22 protein-coding genes are annotated in these 20,100 nt (G+C 72.9%); 12 read left to right on the top strand and 10 right to left on the bottom strand.

Features of this window, described 5'->3' with window-relative positions; all coding sequences use genetic code 11:
• Window positions 1-23: 23 nt before the first annotated feature.
• The 3 genes from DX914_RS15415 to DX914_RS15405 all read right to left on the bottom strand — a co-directional run bounded on the left by DX914_RS15415 (window position 24) and on the right by DX914_RS15405 (window position 2,299).
• Window positions 24-1,508: an OprO/OprP family phosphate-selective porin gene (locus DX914_RS15415; RefSeq protein ID WP_115860363.1), complete on the bottom strand. Its 1,485-nt coding sequence runs from the start codon at window positions 1,506-1,508 to the stop codon at window positions 24-26.
• 123 nt (window positions 1,509-1,631) lie between these two features.
• Window positions 1,632-1,859: a DUF2292 domain-containing protein gene (locus tag DX914_RS15410; RefSeq protein ID WP_115860361.1), complete on the bottom strand. Its 228-nt coding sequence runs from the start codon at window positions 1,857-1,859 to the stop codon at window positions 1,632-1,634.
• Entirely contained in the window at window positions 1,856-2,299 is a 444-nt protein-coding gene (locus DX914_RS15405) for an RrF2 family transcriptional regulator (protein ID WP_115860359.1), read from the bottom strand. The genes DX914_RS15410 and DX914_RS15405 overlap by 4 nt, the downstream gene beginning before the upstream one ends.
• A 106-nt stretch (window positions 2,300-2,405) precedes the next feature.
• On the opposite strand from DX914_RS15405, the gene DX914_RS15400 reads away from it, so the two are divergent.
• Together DX914_RS15400 and DX914_RS15395 are read left to right on the top strand one after the other, a co-directional pair.
• Window positions 2,406-3,245: an ABC transporter permease gene (locus DX914_RS15400; protein WP_115861207.1), complete on the top strand. Its 840-nt coding sequence runs from the start codon at window positions 2,406-2,408 to the stop codon at window positions 3,243-3,245.
• Window positions 3,242-4,798, top strand: a complete 1,557-nt coding sequence (locus DX914_RS15395) for a dipeptide ABC transporter ATP-binding protein (RefSeq protein ID WP_115860357.1) — start codon at window positions 3,242-3,244, stop codon at window positions 4,796-4,798. The genes DX914_RS15400 and DX914_RS15395 overlap by 4 nt, the downstream gene beginning before the upstream one ends.
• A gap of 317 nt (window positions 4,799-5,115) precedes the next feature.
• Here DX914_RS15395 and DX914_RS15390 read toward each other — a convergent pair whose 3' ends face one another.
• From DX914_RS15390 to DX914_RS15380, 3 genes are all read right to left on the bottom strand, one after another.
• Entirely contained in the window at window positions 5,116-5,364 is a 249-nt protein-coding gene (locus tag DX914_RS15390) for a hypothetical protein (protein WP_115860355.1), read from the bottom strand.
• 226 nt (window positions 5,365-5,590) lie between these two features.
• Entirely contained in the window at window positions 5,591-6,592 is a 1,002-nt protein-coding gene (locus DX914_RS15385; protein ID WP_196778953.1) for a chorismate transformation FkbO/Hyg5 family protein, read from the bottom strand.
• A 14-nt stretch (window positions 6,593-6,606) separates the two neighbouring features.
• Complete coding sequence (locus DX914_RS15380; protein WP_115860353.1) at window positions 6,607-7,992, bottom strand: NAD(P)/FAD-dependent oxidoreductase; 1,386 nt, start codon at window positions 7,990-7,992, stop codon at window positions 6,607-6,609.
• A 123-nt stretch (window positions 7,993-8,115) separates the two neighbouring features.
• On the opposite strand from DX914_RS15380, the gene DX914_RS15375 reads away from it, so the two are divergent.
• The 10 genes from DX914_RS15375 to DX914_RS15330 all read left to right on the top strand — a co-directional run bounded on the left by DX914_RS15375 (window position 8,116) and on the right by DX914_RS15330 (window position 15,882).
• Window positions 8,116-8,385 carry a phosphopantetheine-binding protein gene (locus DX914_RS15375; RefSeq protein WP_115860351.1) on the top strand — a complete coding sequence of 90 codons (270 nt, stop codon included), beginning with the start codon at window positions 8,116-8,118 and terminating at the stop codon, window positions 8,383-8,385.
• A gap of 38 nt (window positions 8,386-8,423) precedes the next feature.
• Window positions 8,424-9,113: a COG4648 family protein gene (locus DX914_RS15370; protein ID WP_115860349.1), complete on the top strand. Its 690-nt coding sequence runs from the start codon at window positions 8,424-8,426 to the stop codon at window positions 9,111-9,113.
• 60 nt (window positions 9,114-9,173) lie between these two features.
• Window positions 9,174-9,464, top strand: a complete 291-nt coding sequence (locus tag DX914_RS15365) for an ApeI family dehydratase (RefSeq protein ID WP_115860347.1) — start codon at window positions 9,174-9,176, stop codon at window positions 9,462-9,464.
• Window positions 9,461-10,492: a lysophospholipid acyltransferase family protein gene (locus DX914_RS15360; RefSeq protein WP_115860345.1), complete on the top strand. Its 1,032-nt coding sequence runs from the start codon at window positions 9,461-9,463 to the stop codon at window positions 10,490-10,492. Before DX914_RS15365 ends, DX914_RS15360 begins: the two co-directional genes overlap by 4 nt.
• A 34-nt stretch (window positions 10,493-10,526) precedes the next feature.
• On the top strand, window positions 10,527-11,117 hold the full coding sequence (locus DX914_RS15355; RefSeq protein WP_231118299.1) for a LolA-related protein: 591 nt from the start codon (window positions 10,527-10,529) through the stop codon (window positions 11,115-11,117).
• The gene (locus DX914_RS15350) at window positions 11,114-13,456 is read left to right on the top strand and encodes an MMPL family transporter (RefSeq protein ID WP_115861203.1); all 2,343 of its coding nucleotides are present in this window, start codon (window positions 11,114-11,116) and stop codon (window positions 13,454-13,456) included. The genes DX914_RS15355 and DX914_RS15350 overlap by 4 nt, the downstream gene beginning before the upstream one ends.
• Complete coding sequence (locus DX914_RS15345; RefSeq protein WP_115860342.1) at window positions 13,443-13,877, top strand: hotdog family protein; 435 nt, start codon at window positions 13,443-13,445, stop codon at window positions 13,875-13,877. The genes DX914_RS15350 and DX914_RS15345 overlap by 14 nt, the downstream gene beginning before the upstream one ends.
• Before the next feature lie 76 nt (window positions 13,878-13,953).
• A complete protein-coding gene (locus DX914_RS15340; protein ID WP_147300697.1) occupies window positions 13,954-14,439 on the top strand; it encodes a hypothetical protein in 486 nt (161 codons plus the stop codon).
• A 103-nt stretch (window positions 14,440-14,542) separates the two neighbouring features.
• Window positions 14,543-15,283: a 3-oxoacyl-ACP reductase FabG gene (fabG, locus tag DX914_RS15335; RefSeq protein ID WP_115860338.1), complete on the top strand. Its 741-nt coding sequence runs from the start codon at window positions 14,543-14,545 to the stop codon at window positions 15,281-15,283.
• A gap of 110 nt (window positions 15,284-15,393) precedes the next feature.
• Window positions 15,394-15,882, top strand: coding sequence for a DUF4156 domain-containing protein (locus DX914_RS15330; RefSeq protein ID WP_115860336.1), 489 nt, complete (start codon window positions 15,394-15,396; stop codon window positions 15,880-15,882).
• A 2-nt stretch (window positions 15,883-15,884) separates the two neighbouring features.
• On the opposite strand, the gene DX914_RS15325 is transcribed toward DX914_RS15330, so the two are convergent.
• Genes DX914_RS15325 through DX914_RS15310 form a run of 4 tightly spaced genes read right to left on the bottom strand, consistent with a single transcriptional unit; the run spans window position 15,885 to window position 19,940 of the window.
• A complete protein-coding gene (locus DX914_RS15325) occupies window positions 15,885-17,138 on the bottom strand; it encodes a cation:proton antiporter (protein WP_115860334.1) in 1,254 nt (417 codons plus the stop codon).
• Window positions 17,139-17,159: 21 nt separating this feature from the next.
• A complete protein-coding gene (locus DX914_RS15320; RefSeq protein WP_115860332.1) occupies window positions 17,160-17,984 on the bottom strand; it encodes a glycosyltransferase family 2 protein in 825 nt (274 codons plus the stop codon).
• Entirely contained in the window at window positions 17,977-18,759 is a 783-nt protein-coding gene (locus DX914_RS15315; RefSeq protein WP_115860330.1) for a beta-ketoacyl synthase chain length factor, read from the bottom strand. The genes DX914_RS15320 and DX914_RS15315 overlap by 8 nt, the downstream gene beginning before the upstream one ends.
• Window positions 18,756-19,940 (bottom strand): beta-ketoacyl-[acyl-carrier-protein] synthase family protein, encoded by a 1,185-nt coding sequence (locus DX914_RS15310; protein ID WP_115860328.1) that lies wholly within the window; start codon window positions 19,938-19,940, stop codon window positions 18,756-18,758. Before DX914_RS15310 ends, DX914_RS15315 begins: the two co-directional genes overlap by 4 nt.
• Window positions 19,941-20,100: the final 160 nt, after the last annotated feature.

Here is a 20,100-nt window from a genome sequence, read left to right as displayed (position 1 = left end):
CCCGTGCGGTCGTGGCGATGGGCTCAAAAAGACAGTTGCGCGCGCGTGAAGAAAGCCTTTTCGTCTTCGCGATCGGCGGCTGCGGCCGCGCCGCCTTCGAAGTCGGTGTGGGTGTAGTTGGCGACCAGCTTGAAGTTGGAAGTGAGGTACCAGTTCAGGCCCAGGCCCCAGCTGTCGGCCTGCGAGGCCACCGCGTTGGGATCGGCGAAGCGCGGGAACGCGTCCTCGTCGATGCTCAGGCGGCCGTAACGCGCGACCAGTTCGAACGCGCCCCAGCCTGCGCCGCCCGGAGTAAACGCCTGGTTAGGCCGGACCACGCCGCGATAGCTGGCGTCCTCGCCGGTCAGCACCCAGCCGGCGGTGAGCTGCCAGGCGCGGTGGTCCAGCGCGGCGCGCGCGTTGCCGGTGGGCAGCAGCACCTCCTGCCTGGCGCTGATGTATTCGCCCAGCAGACCCAAACGGTTGCGGTAGTAGTAGGCCTGCGGCGACCAGCGGCTGTGCTGGCCGTCGGCGAGCACGGTGCTGCGGTAGTTGAAGAACTGCGCCTGCCCCGGCGTGCGGTAGCGCGGCAGGAAATTGTTGCCGCTGCCGCGCTTGTCGCCCTGGCTGGCGCCGACGCCGAAACCCAGGCCCGACAGCGCGCCGCCGCTGTTCTTCCACGGCTCCACGAACACGCGGCCGATCAGCTCGAACTCGTTGTCGGGGTTGGTCGTGGCGCCGTCGCGGCCGTCGGGCGCGCCGTTGAACGCGCCGATCGCGTAGCTGAGCGCGCCTTCGGCGAACTCGCCCTGCAGCTGCACGCCCAGGTCGCGCACCGGCGCCAGTTCGCTGGCGAAGCCGCCCTCGACCATGGCCCCGGCGCTGCTGGACTGCAGCCGCTCCAGGCCCAGCGGCACCTTGTAGCGGCCCACGCGCACGGTCGCGCGCGGGCTGAAGCGCAGGTCCACGTAAGCGTCGTTGACGGTGGCGCTGTCGCCGGCCAGCTGCGCGCCCAGGCGGAACGCGAACAGCGAACCCCAGGTGCCCTCGATGGTCGGTTCGACGCGGCGGAACAGGAAGGTGTCGTTCTGCGGAACGCGCTCGTCGCCGATGAAGAAGCGGCCGTCGGCCTGGATCAGACCGCGGAACTTCACTTCGACGTCGCCGGGCGGTGCCGACTTGATCGACAGGCCCTTGGCTGCGCTGAGCGAGACCACGGGCGCGGACGCCACGCGCGCGGCCTCGGCTTCGGCCTGCAGCTCCAGCTTGCGCTCGATCACGCGCAGGCGCTGGTCCAGATCGGCGGTGTCGACGGCGGCGGTGCCGTCGCCGGCCGCGGGGCTGGCGGTGCCCAGGCGTTGTTCGATGGCTTCGAGCCGGCGCGCGAGTTCTTCGACGCTGACTTGCGATTGCGCCTGCGCGGGCAGGGCGAGCGCGCAGCCCAGCGCGCCCAGCAGCCAGGGAACGGGGTGGAGCACGGTGGTGGAGAGTGCGGCGGTCGCGGTGGCGCGCCGATGTCGGTAGGGCATGGCGTGATCCTGAAAGGGGGAGGTGCGTTCGCGGCGGAACGCGCGCGTCGGGGCGAGGGCCTCAGTCCGTCGAAGCCGGTGGCCAGCGACGACAGCCTAAGCCGTGCGGGCGCAGGCGCGCCTTCACAGCGGCCGGCTCCGGCCTTCGTCCACGCGCACGCGCTGGCTGCGCGTGATCTGCACGATCTGCGATGCGTGCACCACCACCTCGACCTGGCCGTAGCCGATTTCGCGCAATGCGGTCAGCACCGCGAACTCGCTGTCGCTGAGGTTGACGATGTTCACCGCCGGCTCGGCCTCGTCGCCGGGCACGGCGGGGGCGGGACCGCGGCGGCGGCGCGCGGCGTTCATGCCGCGTGCTCCGCCAGCAGCGCCGCGCCGTGGCCGCGCGCGAGCTCGCTCAGGCTGCAGCCGTCCAGCACCTGGGCCAGGGCGTCGCGCGCCGAGCGCATGAGACCACGCAGTTCGCACTGCGCCGGATCGGGGCAGTCGGTGCAGGGGCGGTAGGCGCTGACGCTGGCGCAGCGCACCGGCGCCAGCGGGCCGTCGATGGCGCGGATCAGGTCGCCCACGCGGATCTGCTCGGCCGGCCGCGCCAGGGCGTGGCCGCCCTTGTGGCCGCGCCGGCTGTGGATGAAGCCGGCCTCGCGCAGGTCGACCAGGATCGATTCCAGGAATTTTTCCGGCGTGCGGCTGTGTTCGGCGATGGCGCGGGCTTGCAGCCGGCCGTCGTCGGCGCGCGCCAGCGCGCACATCGCGCGCAGTGCGTACTTGGCCTTCATCGTCAGCATTTCCTATTCGCCATGTAGGGAATAAGGCCGCAAAGGCCGCCGCGACGGAAAAGGCGATGCGTCATCTGCATATGCCGAGCCGGCATGTGCCGGTACGATGGCCCGCATGCCGCCCCTGCGCACCCTCCCGCCCCTGGCCCGCGCCTGCCTGACGGTGCTGGCGGGGCTGGCCCTGCTGTGCTGGCTGGGCCCCGGGCTCAGCGCCTACGACCCGCACACCCCGGACTGGCAGGCGCTGTCGGCCGCGCCGGGGCAGGCCGGGCACTGGTTCGGCACCGACGCCATCGGCCGCGACGTGTACGCGCGCACCCTGGCCGGCGGGCGGCTGTCGCTGAGCATCGGCCTGCTCGCCAGCGTGGTCGCGCTGGCGATCGGGCTCGGCTATGGCGCGGTGGCCGGGCTGGCCGGCGGCCGGGTCGAGCGCGCGCTGCTGCGGGTGCTGGACGTGTTCTCGGCGCTGCCGTTCCTGCTGGTGGTGATCCTGCTGCTGACCCTGTTCGAGCGTTCGCTGGGGCTGTTGCTGGCGGCCATCGGCGGCTATGTGTGGATCGACCTGGCGCGGGTGATGCGCGCCGAGGCCGCGCGCCTGCGCGAGGCGCCGTTCGTGCTCGCCGCGCAGGCCGCCGGCGCCGGTTTCGGCCAGCGCCTGCGCTGGCACGTGCTGCCCAACCTGTTGCCGCTGGCCTTCGTCTACCTGGGCCTGATCCTGCCGCAGGCGATCCTGGTCGAAAGTTTCCTGGGCTTCCTGGGCCTGTCGGTGGACGAGCCTTCGGCCAGTTGGGGCACCTTGCTCGCCGAGGGCGTGCAGGAACTCGACAGCGCGCCGTGGACGCTGCTGTTCCCGGCGGCGTTCCTGGTGGTCACGCTGGCCGCGTTCCAGTTCCTGGGCGACGGCTTGCGCGACTGGCTGGACGTGCGCGGCGACCGCGAGGCCGCGGCCGCATGAGCGCGCTGCTGACGCTCAGCGGTTTGCGCGTGGATGCCGGCGCGCGGCAATTGCTGGGACCGTTGGATCTGCAATTGCAGGCCGGGCAGTGCCTGGGCGTGGTCGGCGAGAGCGGTAGCGGCAAGAGCTTGAGCGCCTTGTCGCTGCTGGGCCTGCTGCCGCCGGCGTTGCGCGCGCAAGGCCGCCTGCAGGTCGGCGGCGAGGAGATCGCACTGGGTTCGCGCGCGCATGCCGCGCTGCGCGGCCGCGTGCTGGGCTGGGTGCCGCAGGACCCGCTGGCGGCGCTGCATCCGCTGCGCAGCGTCGGCGCGCAGTTGCAGGAAACCTTGCGCGCGGTGCGCGGCCTGGACGCCGGCGCCGCGCGCGCCGAAGCGCAGGCGCTGCTCGCGCGCGTGCAACTGCCCGAGCCGGATGCGGCGCTGCGCCGCTACCCGCATCAGTTCTCCGGCGGCCAGCGCCAGCGCATCGCGATCGCCCTGGCCTTGGCCACGCGCCCGCGCGCGTTGATCGCCGATGAACCTACGTCCGCGCTGGACGCGCGCATCGCCCGCGACATCCTCGACCTGCTCGACGCGCTGCGCCGCGAGGACGGGCTGGCGCTGCTGCTGATCAGCCACGACCTGCCGCTGGTGGGCGCCTACGCGCAACAACTGGTGGTGTTGCAGCGCGGGCAGGCGGTGGAGCGCGGCGAGACCCGTGCGGTGTTCGCCGCGCCCGCGCATGCCTACACGCGCGAGTTGCTGGCCGCAGACGCGATCGCAGCCTTGCCGCCGGTTACCGGCGAGGCGCCGGTGCTGTTGCGCGGCCAGGCCTTGAGCATGCGCTACCCGCGTGCGCCGCGCGCGGCGCTGGACGCGGTCGATATCGAACTGCGGCGCGGCGAAGGCCTGGCTCTGGTCGGCGAGAGCGGCAGCGGCAAGAGCACGTTGGGCCGCGCGCTGCTGCGTTTGCTGCGCGGCGCGCAGGGCAGGGTGCTGCTGGATGGCGTCGATTTGAACCGCGCCACGTCGCGCGCCCTGCGTGCGCTGCGCGCGCGCACCGGCGTGGTGTTCCAGGACCCTTATGCGTCGCTGGACCCGCGCATGCGCGTGGCCGATATCGTCGCCGAGCCCTTGCGCATCCACGGGCGCGGCGACGCCGGCTCGCGCCGCGCGCGCGCCGGCGAGCTGCTGCAGGCGGTGGGGTTGGAGGCGGCGATGCTGGACCGCTATCCACACCAGTTCTCCGGCGGCCAGCGTCAGCGCATCGCCATCGCCCGCGCGCTGGCCACCGATCCGGACTTGCTGGTCTGCGATGAGGCGGTGTCGGCGCTGGATGCGCACCACCGCGCCGCGGTACTGGCCTTGCTGGCGCGGCTCAAGCGCGAACGCGGGCTGGCATTGCTGTTCGTGACGCACGACCTGGCCGCGGCGGCTGCGGTGGCCGAGCGCATCGCCGTGCTCGAAGCCGGCCGCATCGTCGAGACCGGCGCCACCGCGCAGGTGCTGCGCGCGCCGCGGCATGCGCATACGCGTGCGCTGCTGGCAGCGCGGCCGCAGACGGCCACGGCCTAGCGCTTCTGGCTTTTGGCTTTGGGGTAGGAGCGGCGTAAGCCGCGACCTGCGCAGGTGGCCGAAGCTCCGCGGTCGCGGCTTACGCCGCTCTTACCCCAAAGCGGTTGCTCTTAGCCTTCTGTGGGAGCGGCGTGAGCCGCGATTGCTCGGCTGCAGCGGCATTTCGGTTTGTGGAGTAATCGTGAGTCACGTCGCTCACACAGTCCGGATCGAGGCTCGCGTCGGTGGTCGTAGTTGCGCGGTCGCGGCTTGCGCCGCTCCTACCCCGAAGTCAGGGCAATGGCGCCGGGCGGCTGGGCCGCCCGGCGCTTCGGACATCAGATGATCCCGCCGCCCATGGACAGACGGATCACGCCGACCACGATGACGATGGCGTTGAGCACCAGGCCGGCCTTGGCGCGGCCGCGGTGCTGTTCGCGGGTGAACAGGATGCCGATGGCCGCGATGATCGCGCCGATGGCGGCGAAGGGGATCAGGAACCAGTTGCCCCAACCGAGCAACGGTATCAACGCGATCACCATCCAGATCATCGCGACTATGCCCCAGATCAGGCTGATCAATCCCATCGTTGCGGTCTCCCGTGCAGGCGCAAATGCGCTCGGGGCCATGATGCTGGCGGTTGGCGCGGATTCAAGGGCCGGTGGTCGCCGGACAGGGTGTCTTTCGGCACCCCTGGGCGGCTCGCAGCCATCGCTTTGGGGTAGGAGCGGCGTGAGCCGCGACTTGCGCAGGCGCCCGAAGCTTCGCGGTCGCGGCTCACGCCGCTCCTACCCCAAGGCAGAAACGCTGCTCCTAGAGATCGTGTACGCCGTCGATTTCGACGCGCAGTTCGCGCCGGCAGACCGCGGCCTGCAGCACGATGCGCGGCACCCCGGGCAGGCGCGCGTCCAGGCCGGCGAGCACCGCCGGCACCTCCTCGCGGTCGCGCACGTACACCTTGAGCCGCGCGCCGGTGCCCAGGCGCGAAGGCAGCGCCGGGCGCTGCGCGCGCGCGGCGGCGATCAGGCTGTCGAAGTTGGCCAGGGTTTCGTCCAGCTGCGTGTCCACCGAGTCGACGTGGCGCGACTCGTGGCCGACGATGGCGGCGGTGCCCGACAGCAGCAGCGGCATGGCGCTGGCGGCCGGCGGCAGCATCGCGCGGGCGAAGCTGGGCGGCTGCGGGCCGTACTGGCGCGGGTAGCGGTAGGCGCTGACCTGGCGCGGGTTCTCCAGCGGCGTGCCCGGCGTGCGCGAGGCCAGCCAGTACACCTGCAGACGCGGCGGCCGGCTGCCGTCGCTGACCTGGCCCACGGCGGTGGCGGCCGGCAGCAGGGTGGGGTCGAAATCGCCCAGGCCCGCGGCGCGGCCGATGCAGAACATGCGGTAGCGCTCGGCGTCGCCCTGGCCGACGGTGATGCCGTCCAGATAATTCCAGATGCGCAGCAGATGCGGGTAGCCGCGCTCGCGGGTGAATTCGGTCAGGCGCGCATAAATCGCCTCGGCGGCGGCGGCGATGCCTTCGTTGCGCTCGCCGCCTTCCGGCTCGTCCAGTTCGATCGCGCCGAACTGCAGCGCGCCGTCCTCGGACCAGGCCACGTCGCCGTCGCGGCCGTACTGGACCGGCGCGCAGCCGCGCCAGACTTCCAGGCGCGGCGCGTCCTGCGGTTCCAGCGCCACGCGCAGGTAGCGCGGATCGTCGTGCCGCGGCGCCTGCGCGCCGAAGCCGAACACCGCCAGCACGTCCTCGCCGGCCAGCACCGTCGCGGGCGCGGCGTCGGCGTAGTCGACGTTGTAGCGCGGCGTGGGCGCGGCCATGGTCGCGGCGGCGCTCACGGGTTGCCCTGCTGCAGCGTGTCGCCGCGGAAATCCACGCCGACCTGACGGCGCCGGCGCAGCCAGCCGCGCAGCGCCGTCGGCGCCATGCGCAGCGCGGTCAGCGCATAGACCAGACGGAACAGCCTGAGCCTGCGCAGCACCGCCGGGTTGTCGAACACGTCGCCGGCCAGCATCGAGATCACCGCCTGTTCCACCTGCCAATGATTGCGCGGGTCGCTGAACAGTCTCTGCATCACCGGTGTGGTGAAGCGGTAGATGAACCATTGGAAGTGCTTGAGGCCGCGCTTGAGCCGCTTGACCATCGCGCGCTGCAGCTGCGCCTCGCGCGCGGGCTCGCGCAGCGCGCCGTCGACCACCTCGGCCGCCTGTTCGCCGCTGTTCATGCCCAGGTAGACGCCGGAGGAGAACACCGGATCGACGAAGGCGTAGGCGTCGCCGACCATGACCCAGCCCGGGCCGGTCATCTGCGTGCAGGTGTAGGAATAGTTGCCGGTCACGTGCACCGCGCCCACCCGCTGCGCGCCCCGCATGCGCGCCCACACCTGCGGTTCGGATTCCAGGGTCTTCATCAGGAACGCCTCGGTCTCGCCGCGGCGCTGCTTGAGGTATTCGGGGAAACACACCGCGCCGACGCTCATCACGTCCTTCTGCAGCGGGATCAGCCACATCCAGCCGTGGGCGAAGCGCTGCACGGTGATGTTGCCGGCGTCCTCGCCTTCGCGGCGCTGCACGCCGGTGAAGTGGCTGAAGATCGCCGCGGACTGGTGCAGCGGGTTCTTGCGCTTGAGCTTGAGCTGGCTGCCGAAGAACGCGTCGCGGCCGCTGCCGTCGACCACGTAGCGCGGGCGCACGGTCAGCGCGCTGCCGTCGGCGGCGCGCGCATGCACGGTGGCCGGACGGCCGTCGGCGCCGAACTCCACCTTCTCGACCTTGACCCGTTCGCGCGCGTCCACGCCGTTGGCCTGGGCGTTGCGGAACAGCAGTTGGTCGAACTCCTCGCGCTTGACCTGGTAGGCGTAGCCGAACTTGGGATTCAGCGCGCGCTCGAAGCGGAAGGTGTTGTAGTTGCGGTCGTCGATCGGGAACTCGGCGCCGGGCTTGTGCGTGCCGATCGCTTTGACCTGTTCGAGCACGCCCAGGCGCTCCAGGATCGGCAGGTTCATCGGCAGCAGCGATTCGCCGATGTGGAAACGCGGATGCGCGTCCTTCTCCAGCAGCAGCACCTGCCAGCCCTTGCGCGCCAGCAGGGTGGCGGCGGTGGTGCCGGCGGGGCCGCCGCCGATGACCAGCACGTCGGGGGTCAGGGGCGCGGACGCGGTTTCGTTCAGCTTGGCGTCCGGGGCGCCGGCAGGGCCGGGCGCGGGGGTGGTTGAGCTCATCGGCGAATGATAGCTCGCCGCCCCGGTCCGCCGCCCGCATCGCGCGCCCGACCGGGCGGGTTGCGCGCCGGCCCGCGATGCCGGATCGTGGCGCACCTTGCCGTAACCGCTGGACCCGACCCGATGTCGCAACTGAGCCCCGCCGAACACGAACTCGCCCAGCTCCTGGTCGAATCCCTGAACCTGGAAGACGTGGACCCGGCGCAGATCGACCCCGAGGCGGCGCTGTTCGGCGAAGGCCTGGGCCTGGACTCGATCGACGCGCTGGAGCTGGCGCTGGCGGTGTCCAAGCGCTACGGCTTCCAGCTGCGCTCGGACAACGAGGAAAACCGCCGCATCTTCGGCTCGCTGCGCGCGCTGTCGGCGCACGTCGAGCGCAGCCGCGCGGCCTGAACGCCGCCGCGCCCCGGCCGGCCGCGGATGCGCCGTCGATGACCGCCGCCGTGCTGCGGTTGCTGCTGGCCGTCGCCTACCCGCTGCTGGCGCACTGGGCCAGCCACGACGGCGGCGGCTGGCCGGCGGTGCTGGCGCTGGTGGACCTGGCCCTGATCGTGCAGGTCGACGGCCTGCTGGCGCTGCGCGCGGGCCCCTGGGCGCTGTTCGCGGCGATCGTCGCCGGCCTGGCCGCGCTGGCCGACACCGTGTACCCGCAACTGCTGCTGCTGACCCCGCCGGTGCTGTTCACCGCGGCGCTGGCGTGGTGGTTCGGGCGCAGCCTGCGCGCGCCGCGCGAGGGCCTGATCACCCGCATCGTCGCCGCTCTGGACGGCTGCGCGCCGGCGCAGCTGCCGGCCGACGTGTACCGCTATTCGCGCCGCCTGACCGCGGCCTGGGCCTGGTTGCTGGGCGGCCTGGCGCTGGCCAACGCGGCGCTGGCGACGATCGCCGTGCCCGGCGGCGTGCTCGCGCGGCTGGGGCAGGCGCCGCCGGTGGCGATCACCCAGGACCAGTGGTCGTGGTTCGCCAACCTGCTCAACTACGGCATCGTCGGCGGCTTCTTCATCGGCGAATACCTGTGGCGGCAGCGCCGGTTCCGCGACCGCCCCTACACCGGCTTCTTCGATTTCCTGCGCAAGATGGCCAAGCTGGGCCCGGCGTTCTGGCGCGGTCTGTTCGACTGAGGCCGGCTTGCGCCTAAGGCTGGCTTATCCTTGCCCGGTCGCACACCGCCCGCACGCCGCATGGAATTCCGCATCGCCGCCGACCACCCCAGCCTGCCCGGGCATTTCCCCGGCCGCCCGGTGGTGCCCGGCGTGGTGGTGCTGGAGCGCGTGCTGCAGGCGATCGAAGCCGCGCACGGGCCTTTGCCCGCGCTGCGCCTGCCGCAGGTGAAGTTCCTGCAGCCGCTGCTGCCGGAGCAGACCGCCCGGGTGGAACTGGACGGCGCCGCGCCGCGCTGGCGCTTCCGCGTGCTGGGCCAGGACGGGCGCTTGCTCGCCAGCGGCGACGTGGCCGCTTTGGAGGGCGCGTGAGCGCGGACTGGAAGCAGCGCCCGGAAGGCGGCAGCCCGTTCGCATTGCGGCTGCTGCGCGCGATCGCGCGCGTGGGCGGGCGCGGCGTGGCCCGCGTCTGCCTTTATCCGATCGTGCTGTATTTTCTGATCGTGCGCGGTCCCGAACGCCGCGCCTCGCGCGACTACCTGGCGCGGGCCTTGGGCCGGGCGCCGTCGGCGTGGGACGTGGCCCGCCACATCCACACCTTCGCCGCGACCATCCTGGACCGGCTGTTCCTGCTCAGCGGGCAGATGCAGCACTTCGACATCCAGGTTCACGGCCTGGACGAACTGCGCGCCGTGCACGCGCACGGCGGCGCGCTGATCTTCGGCTCGCACCTGGGCAGCTTCGAGGCGCTGCGCGTGTTGGCGCGCACTGCACCCGAGGTGCAGGTGCGGGTGGTGTTCGACCGCTCGCACAACCCGGCCATGACCCGGCTGCTGGACGCGCTGGACCCGAAGATCGCCGCCGGCGTGATCGACGCCGGCCAGGACGGCCCGTCCATCGTGCTGGCGGTAAAACAGGCGCTGGACGAGGGCGCGCTGGTGGCGCTGCTGGTGGACCGGGCGCGGCCCGGCGAGCCCTGGCTGCGCACGCCGTTCCTGGGCGCGCCGGCGCCGTTTCCGATCGCGCCCTGGCTGATCGCGCTGACCTTGAAAGCGCCGGTGCTGCTGGCCTTCGGCCTGTACCGTGGCGGCGCCCGCTACGATCTAGTGTTCGAGCCGTTCAGCGACGGATCGGCGGTGGCGCGGCAGGATCGCTCGCGCGTGCTGGCCGGCCGGGTCGAACGCTATGCCGCGCGCCTGCAGCACCACGCCGTGAGCGCGCCCTACAACTGGTTCAACTTCTACGACTTCTGGCATGCCGATGACGCACACGAGGGCACCGGGCGCGACCCGGCCGACGACGCGGCGCCGCTGGGCGCCGTGGCTGGCGCTAGCCGCCGCCATCAGCACCACCTGGGCGGCTCCCACCACAGCGGGTCCGAACCCGTTCGCCCCGCCTGAGCCGCCGCCGGCCGACGCGGCCGCGGCGGTGGACGTGGACTGGATCCTGGCGCGCCTGGCGCAGCCGGCGTCGGTGCGCACCTCGTTCGTCGAGATCCGCGGTTCGGCCCTGCTCAAGGCGCCGCTGCGGCTCAGCGGCGAGTACCAGCGCCTGGCCGACGACACCCTGATCCGCGAGGTGCGCGCGCCTTACGCCGAAACCACCACCATCCGCGCCGGAGAGGTGAAGATCCAGCGCGCCGGCAAGCCCGCGCGCAGCTTCGCGCTGTCGCGCGCGCCGGAACTGGCCGGCCTGCAGGCCAGCTTCGGCGCCTTGCTCGGCGGCGACCGCAAGCGCCTGGAACAGCATTACCGCGTGGCCGCCGAAGGCACGCGCCAGCAGTGGACGCTGAGCCTGACCCCGCGCGCCACCGCGTTGGCGGCCAAGCTGCAAGGCATCACCCTGCGCGGCCGCGGCGCCGAACTGCGCTGCATCGAGGCGCGCCCCGCGCGCTCGGACGCGGCCGGCGGCATCGAACTGCAGCGCACCCTGCTGGCCGGCGCCGCGCGCCAGGCCGCGGACGTGGCCGACGCCAGCCAGCTGGCGGCGCTGTGCCGCGGCCACGGCGCGGCCGCCGCGCGATGACGCCAGCGCGACGCATCGCCCTGGCGCTGCTGTGGCTGGCGGCGCTGGCCGCGGCCGGCTGGGCCATCGGCCAACACCTGCAGCTCAGCGGCGACCTGCGCCGCTTCATGCCCAGTGCGCAGACGCCGGCGCAGAAGTTGCTGATCGACGAGCTGGGCGAAGGCCCGGGTTCGCGCCTGCTGCTGGTGGCGCTGTCGGGCGATAAGGCCGAGACGCTGGCCGCGCAATCGCAGTCCATGCGCAACGCCCTGGCCGCTCGGCCGGAGTTCAAGCTCGTCGCCAACGGCGCCGACCTGGGCTTGGAGGCGATTCCCGAACGGCTGCGCCCTTACCGCTATCTGCTGTCGCCCACCTTGGACGCGCAGCGCTACGACGCGGCGACGCTGGCCGACGCTTTGCAGGCGCGCGTGCAGGACCTGGGTTCGCCCGCGGCGTCGATGCTGGAGCCGCTGCTGCCGCACGATCCCACCTTGGAAACGCTGAAGCTGGCCGAAGCCTGGCAACCGGCGAACGCGCCGCAGCGCCTGCACGGGGTCTGGTTCGACCGCGCTGGCCGCGAGGCCTTGCTGGCGCTGGAAACGCGCGCGGCCGGTTTCGATCCGCAAGGCCAGCAAGCGGCGGTGGACGCGGTGCACGCCGCGTTCGCGCAGGCGCGCGGCGCTTCGGCGTCGACGCTCACCTTGAGCGGCCCCGGTGCGTTCTCGGTCGAAATCGGCGGACGCACCGCGCGCGAGGCCAGCCTGATCGGCACCGTCGACAGCCTGGTGTTCGTGCTGCTGCTGTGGCTGGCCTACCGCAGCTGGAAGGCGCCGTTGCTGGGCGGCCTGCCGCTGGCCAGCGCCGGCCTGGCCGGCCTGGGCGCGGTGGCGTTGCTGTTCGACGGCGTGCACGGCATCACCGTGGCCTTCGGTTTCACCCTGATCGGCGTGGCCCAGGACTATCCGATCCACTTGTTCAGTCACCAGCGCCCGGGTCTGTCGCCCTGGGCCAGCGCGCGCGCGCTGTGGCCGACCTTGGGCACGGGCGTGGCTTCGACCTGCATCGCCTATCTGACCTTCCTGGTGTCCGGCGTGGACGGCCTGGAACAGCTGGCGGTGTTCACCATCGTCGGCCTGGGCACGGCCGCCCTGACCACGCGCTTCCTGCTGCCGGCGCTGATCGACCCGGCGCCGCGCGATGCCGCCGCTTCGGTTTGGCTGGCGCGCGCCTGGGCCGCGCTGGCGCGTTTGCCGCGCCTGCGCGCGGGCGCGGTGCTCGCGCTGGCCGCGCTCGCGCTGGCCGTGGCGGTGTGGGCGCCGGGCGCGTTCTGGCAGAACGACCTGGCCAAGCTCACGCCGGTGCCGGCCGACGCGCTGGCGCGCGATGCGCAACTGCGCGGCGAACTCGGCGCGCCGGACGTGCGCTATGTGATCGCGGTGAGCGCGGCCGATGCCGAAGCCGCGCTGATCGCGTCCGAACGCCTGCTGCCGCAATTGCAAACGCTGCAAGCGCGCGGGGCGATCGGCGGCTACGACCTGGCCGCGCGCTACCTGCCCAGCGCCGCGACCCAGCGCGCGCGCCAGGCGCGCCTGCCCGACGCGGCCGCGCTGCGCGCGGCGTTGGACAGCGCCGTGGCCGACAGCCCGTTCCGCGCCGATGCCTTCGCGCCGTTTCTGGACGACGTGGCCGCCGCGCGCGCCGCGCCGCCGCTGCGCACCGGCGACCTGGACGACACGCCGCTGGCGGCCAGCGTGGCCGGCCTGCTGCTGCAGCACCCCGGCCGCGCCACCGCGCTGGTATCGCTGAGCGGCCTGCGCGATCCGGCCGCGGTCGCGCGCGTGGCCCAGGCCCAGGGCGCGCAGTTGCTGGATCTGAAGCAGGCGTCCGAGTCGCTGGTGGCCGCCTACCGCGGCCGCGTGCTGCTGGCGCTGGCGATCGCCGCGGTGCTGCTGGCGGGCACGGTCTGGATCGCGCTGCGCTCGCCGCGCCGGGTGCTGCGGGTGCTGGCGCCGATGGCGCTGACCACGCTGCTGATCCTGGCCGTGCTGCGCGGCCTGGGCGTGGAGCTCAACCTGTTCCACCTGGTCGCGCTGATCCTGGCCGCCGGCCTGGGCCTGGACTACGCGCTGTTCTTCGACCATGCCAGCGACGACTACGCCGAGCAGCTGCGCACCCTGCACGCGGTGATCGTCTGCAGCCTGACCACCTTGCTGGTGTTCGCGCTGCTGGCGCTGTCGTCGATTCCGGTGCTGCGCGCGATCGGCCTGACCGTGGCCCTGGGCGTGGCCTTCAACTTCGTCATGGCGCTGCTGATCGTGCGTGCGCCCGCCTCGCGCGGAGGCGTCGATGCGCACGCGTGAGGCCATCGCCGCGCTGATCCCGCACCAGGGCCTGATGTGCCTGTGGGAAGAAGTGCTGGCCTGGGACCAGGACAGCATCGAACTGCGCAGCCACGGCCACCGCGATCCCGCGCACCCGCTGCGCAGCGGCGACCGCCTGCACGCGGTGCATCTGTGCGAATACGGCGCGCAGGCGATGGCGGTGCACGGCGGCCTGCTGGCGCAGCAGGCCGATGGTGCGGCGCGGCCGGGTTTGCTGGTGGCGCTGCGCGGCGTGGAGCTGCACACCGCGCGCATCGACGACCTGCCCGGCGCGATCCGGGCGCAGGCGCGCAAGCTCGTCGATGGCGGCGACAGCTGGCAGTACGAGTTCGCCTTGCGTCACGAAGGCGAGCTGCTCGCGCAAGGCCGTGCCGCGGTGATGCTGCGCCCGGAAGGCTGAGCGTTCACGGCGCTGTCGGCGCCGCGTTCCTGGTAGGTGTCGCGCGCGCATGCGCCCACGCCACCGGAGAGCCGCCGTGCCCATCGCGTTCGAGTTAGTAAGCGTCGTGCCTTATCGGGAGGACGGCCAGTTCGGCCATCGCTTCACCCTGCGTCTGGCCCTGGAAGAGCGCGACAACGCGCGCCTGAACTGGATCGAGCGTACCGACCGGCCCTACGTCGAAGGTATGGAGCCCGACACCTGGACCGACCTGTTCCAGCTGGTGCACGGCCAGTCGCGGGTGTTCAACGGCTGGAACGAGAGCCAGGACGACAGCGGCGCGACCCTGGTGACGTTCGTCGATCCGCCCTCGATCCGCGAGGAGCCCTACGCGCGGCGCACGCTGCAGTTCTGGATCGTGGCGCTGGACGGCAACGGCGAGGACTGGGCGGTATGGCAGGGCATCCAGCAGCTGGCCTGCAGCGACACCGGCGCCATCGTCACCCAGACCCTGGAGCAGACCGGGCGCGACCACGGCGACGACGGCGAGCCGCCGTACCCCGAGGGGTTCTCGCCGTACTGAAGCGCCGCGGCGCGGCCGGAGGTTCGCCATGCGCGCGCGGGCCGCTTCCGCCGTGACCGCGCTGCGGGGACAATCGTGGTTTCCGTTGCCTCGAGTCCGCCGCATGAGCCAGCCGTCCTCCACCGTCCGCCGCGCCCTGGTCACCGGCGGCAGCGGCGATTTGGGCGGCGCGATCTGCCGGCGCCTGGCCGCGGACGGCTTCGACACCATCGTGCATGCCAACGCCCACCTGGAACGCGCCGAAGCGGTGGCCGCGGCGATCCGCGCCGACGGCGGCCGCGCCCAGGCCTGCGCCTTCGACGTGGCCGACGGCGAGGCCGCGCGCCAGGCATTGGAAGCGCTGCTGGCCGACGGGCCGATCCAGGCCGTGATCAACAACGCCGGCGTGCACGACGACGCGCCGATGGCGGGCATGAGCGAGCGGCAGTGGAAGCGGGTCGTCGACGTGTCGCTGCACGGCTTCTTCCACGTCACCCAGCCGCTGCTGCTGCCGATGGCGCGCACGCGCTGGGGCCGCATCGTCAGCGTGTCGTCGGTGGCGGCGGTGCTGGGCAATCGCGGCCAGACCAACTACGCCGCGGCCAAGGCCGGGCTGCACGGCGCCTCGATGTCGCTGTCGCGCGAGATGGCCTCGCGCGGCATCACCGTCAACGTGGTCGCGCCGGGCGTGATCGAGGGCCGCATGACCGCCGACACCTTCCCGCCCGAAACCCTGCGCCAGCTGGTGCCCGCCGGCCGCGCCGGCAAGCCCGAGGAGGTGGCGGCCCTGGTCGGCTTCCTGTGTTCGGACCTGGCCGGCTACATCAACGGCCAGGTGATCGGGGTCAACGGCGGTATGGGCTAGGCCCCGCCCCGGCGGCCTTCCGTCGGGCCGCCGCGCCCGTTCGGCGTGCGCTCACGCGGCCTGGCCGGGGCGGCGGTAGCATGCAACCACCACCGCAGCGGAGTCCTGCCATGCGCCGTTATGCCCTCGCCTTGCTGCTGCCGTTGCTGGCCGCCTGCGCCAGCTCGCACGTGCTGGTCGGCTCGCCGCGGCCGCCGATCGATCCCGCCCAGGTGCGGGTGTACTTCGCCCCGCCCGCCGGCGGCTACGAGCAGATCGCCATGCTCCAGAGCAACAGCGGCGCGTTCACCTACGGCGAACAGAACAAGATGAACTCGGTGATCACCAAGCTGCGCAACGAGGCGGCCAAGCTCGGCGCCAACGGCGTGCTGTTCCAGGGCACCGAGGACGGCTACGGCGGCGGCGGAGTCAGCGTCGGCGCCGGCGGCGGCCGTTACGGCGGCCGCAGCTTCAGTTCCGGCGGCGTGGGCATCGACATCAGCCCGCGGCAGAAGTATGGCCATGGCGTGGCGATCTGGATGGCCAATCCGCCGCCGCCCGACGCGGTGCCGGCCCCGCCCGCACCGCCGGCGCCTCCGGCCCCGCCGCGCAACAACTAAGGCTAGGGCGAGCGCGCGCCGCGCGTATGCGGCGCGTCGCCGGCCGCGGCGCGGCCTGCGAACAGGCTCAGCAGCGGCGAGGTCATCACCGTGGTCACGATGGCCATCACCAGCAGCATGGTGAACAGCTCGGGTCCGATCAGGCCGGCGTCCAGGCCCACCTTCATCACGATCAACTCCATCAGCCCGCGCGCGTTCATCAGCGCGCCGGCGGCCATGCTGTCGCGCCAGCCGTAGCCGGCGATGCGCGCGCCCAGCGCGCCGCCGACGACCTTGCCCACCACCGCCACCGCCAGGATCAGCGCCAGCGCGCCCAGGCCGGCGCCGACGAAGGCGTCGGCGCGGGTGTTGAGCCCGGCGAGGGCGAAGAAGATCGGCATCAGGATCACCACCGACGCGTACTCCAGGCGCTCGGTCAGCGTGCGCAGCAGATGGTCGTCGCGCGGCAGGCAGGCGCCGAACACGAAGGCGCCGAACACCGCGTGCAGGCCCAGCCATTCGGTCAGCGCGGCGCAGGCCAGCAGGCCGATCATCAACGCCGCGAGCACGTTGACCGAGGGCAGCCCGTCGGCGGCATAACGGCGCAGCAGCCAGGCGTACAGCGGCTTGAGCAGGCCGAAGGCCAGCGCCATCAGCGCGACCAGGCCCAGCGTGGTCTTGGCCAGGCCCCAGGCGCCTTCGCCGGCGCCGGTCAGCGCCACCACCAGGGCCAGCACGATCCAGGCGAACACGTCGGCGATCGCCGCCGAGCCCAACGCCAGCCGACCCAGCCGGGTCTGCGACATGCCGCGGTCCTTGAGGATGCGCGCCATTACCGGGAAGGCGGTGATCGACATGGCCGCGGCCATGAACAAGGCGAACGGCCAGAAGCCCACGCCCGCCGGCGCCAGCGGATGCAGCCAGGGCGACACCGCCAGCCCGAGCACCATCGGCAACAGCACGCCCAGCGCGCCGACCGCGCCGGCTTCGCGCAGTTGCGCGCGCACGCCGTCGGGCGCGCGCAGCTCGGCGCCGACGATGAACATGAACAGCACCAGGCCCAGGGTCGACAGCGAACTCAAGGCCGGCAGGCTGTCGGCGGCGAACAGCTGCGCATGCCATTGCGGGAACAGCGCGCCGAACACTACCGGCCCGAGCACGAAGCCGGCGGCCATCTCGCCGACCACGGCCGGCTGGCCCAGGTGGCGCAGCAGCAGGCCACAGGCGCGCGCGGTGGCCAGGATGACCAGCATCTGCAGCAGCAGCGCGTGGACCATGGAAGCTCCGGAAAGATCGGCTCAGCGCGGCTCGACAGGCGCGTCGCGCCGTGCCGCGGCGGCGAATTCGCCGCTGGGATCGTCGATGGCGGGCGGGTTGGCGCGCGTGCGCCGGTACTCGGCGATCACGTCGCCGCGGCCCCAGACCTGGCCGACCACGTGCGAGGTGATGCGGTACAGATCGCGCAGCGGGCGGAAGTGGCTCTTGCGGAAGGCCTGGCCGTCGTCGGCCGGCTGATAGCGCGACTCGATCGGCACCGAGATCACGCCCGTGCCCAGGCGGCGCGCGGCCGAGATCAGGATCTGCGCTTCGAACACGAAGTCCTCGCCGGGCACGTCGTCCAGGGCGCACACCGCGGCGGGGTAGTAACGCTGGCCGCTCTGGCTGTCGGCGATGCGGTAACCGCAGCCCCAGCCTATGCCCCAATCGCCGAACTCGTTGGCCAACCGGCGGTAGCCCGGTTGCGCCGCGCGCTTGCGCAGGCGCGCGCCGATCACGATGCAGCGCGGATGGCGCTGTGCGCTGGCCAGCAGCCGCGGCAGGTCGGCGGGGTCGTGCTGGCCGTCGCCGTCCATGGTCAGCACGCCGGCATAACCGCGGCGCAGGGCTTCGGCGAACCCGTCGCGCAGGCTGGCGCCCTTGCCCTGGCGCCGCGCATGGCGCAGCACGGTGGCCGGCAGGTCGGCGATGCAGTCGGCGGTGCCGTCGTCGGAACCGTCGTCGACCACGATCACGTTGGGGCAATGGGCGAGCGCGCCCAGCACCACCTCGCGGATGCGCAGCGCCTCGTTCAGCGCCGGAATCACCACCGCGACGGTGTCGCGTTCCGGGCGCGGCTCAGCCATGCGTGAGCTCCACCACCAAGGCGCGCCCGCTGCCGGCGTCCAGGCGCACCTGCGCCGCGCCGGTGGCCAAGGCATCGAACAGCGGCAGCATGGTCGCCATGGCATTGCCGCTCAGGCGCCGGGTCAGCGCGCCGCCGGCATCGGCCGCGCCTTCGTCCAGGCGCGCGCGCAGGCGCGGCGCGCTCGTGTTGGCCGCGCGCGACAGCAGCAAGGCCCCGCCGAGCAGATCCTCGCTGGGCGTGATCGCACTCAAGGGGCCCGCGGACGGGCCGTCGTAGCCGACCAGCAACACCGCTTCGGAGCCTTCGGCCAGTTGCGCCAGCGCTTCGATCAGACCCTGGGCGAAGCTCGCGCGCTCGGCGCAGATCGCGGTGGCCGCGCGCATGCAGCCGGCGCCGATGGTCCAGTAGCCGGCCGCGGCGTTGTGCACCGAGTTGTGGAAGCGGATGGGCGAGAGCGCGCGCGGATCGGCGGCCAGGGTCTGGCACATGTAGTCGGTGATGGCCATGTCGCCGTGCGCGGATGCGAACACCGAAGGCAACTCGGCCGGGTCGCGATCGGCGGCCTGGCACGCGGCCAGGGCCACGTCCAGCGCTACCGCCACGGTCTCCGGCGCGCGCCGGCGTTCGTTGGCCGGCAGCAGCTGCGGCGACGGGCGTGCGGGCGCGTCGGCGACGGCTTCGCCGCCCAGCGCGTAGTCGCGCGCGGCCGCCCACGAGGGCAGGCCACGGCTCCAATAGGCGATGCCGGCGATGGCGACGTCGTGGCCGCTCATGCGCGCGCGAACACCAGCGAGCAGTTGTTGCCGCCGAAGCCGAAGGAATTGTTCATCGCGTAACGGATCTCGGCGCGCGCGGGTGCGAAGCGGATCTGCGGCCCGCAGGCGGGATCGGGCGACTGGCTGTTGAGCGTGCCCGGCAGTTCGCCGCGCTCCAACGCCAGCAGCGCCACGGTGGATTCGACGATGCCGGCCGCGCCCAGGGTGTGGCCGGTCCAGCCCTTGGTGGAACTGGCGTGCAGGCGGTCGGGGAACAGCGCCGATATCGCCTGGGCTTCGGCCAGGTCGTTGGCCGGCGTGGCGGTGCCGTGCAGATTGAGGTAACCGACGTCGCCAGCGCCGATGCCGGCGCGCGCGAGCGCGTCGCGCATGGCCAGTTGCGCGCCCAGGCCCTGCGGGTGCGGCGCGGACATGTGGTGGGCGTCGCTGGTCTCGCCGTAGCCACGCAGCTGCAGCGCGCCCGGCGCGTCGCCTGCGTCGATGCGTTCGAGCAGGGCATAGCCGCCGGCTTCGCCCAGCGACAGGCCGTTGCGCGTCGCGTCGAACGGACGGCAGGGCTCGGCCGCCACCAGCTGCAGCGAGTTGAAGCCGAACAGCACGCTGCCGCACAGGGTATCCACGCCGCCGACCAGGGCCGCGTCGGCGTAACCGGCGGCGATCAGGCGCGCGGCCTGGGCGAAGACCTTGGCGCTGGACGAGCAGGCCGTGGCCACGGTCACGCAGGGCCCGCGCAGGCCGGTGACCTGTTGGACGAAGCCGGCCAGCGAATGCGGCTGATGGATGCGCGCGTGCGCGAGCTCGGCGGGAAAGCGGCCATCCTGCAGGCGCGCATAGCCTTCCTCGGTGGCGCCGATGCTGGCGGTGGAGGTGCCCAGCACCAGGGCCACGCGCGCGGCGCCGCGGCGTTCGACCAGCGCCGCCAGCGTGGGCAGCAGCCCGTCCTGGTTCAGCGCCAGCCAGGCCAGGCGGTTGTTGCGGCAGTCCCAGTCGGCGTACGCCGGAGGCAGCGGCGCGTCTTCCAGGCCGTCGACGCGGCCGATCCAGCAGTCCAGCGGGTGGGCGCCGAAGTCGTTGCGGCGCAAGCCGCTGCGGCCCTCGCGCAGCGCCTGGGCCTGGGCCTCGCGGCCGCGCCCCAGGGCGGTGGTCGCGGTGTAGGCGCGGATCGCCAATGCAGGCATCGGTGGTGGCGGCAACGGCGCTGGCGGCACGCAGGACTCCGGGCGGTACGGCCCCGGAGTATAGCCACGGCGGCGTGGTCTGGCCGCAGCGCGCATTCAGCTGGCCGCGCGGCCCGCGCGGATGCGCGCCGCGGCGTAGACTGCGCATCCTCCCGGCCGT

The organism is Lysobacter silvisoli (genome assembly GCF_003382365.1).
Classification (GTDB): Bacteria; Pseudomonadota; Gammaproteobacteria; order Xanthomonadales; family Xanthomonadaceae; genus Lysobacter; species Lysobacter silvisoli.
This window is presented reverse-complemented; position numbering and strand designations above follow the sequence as displayed.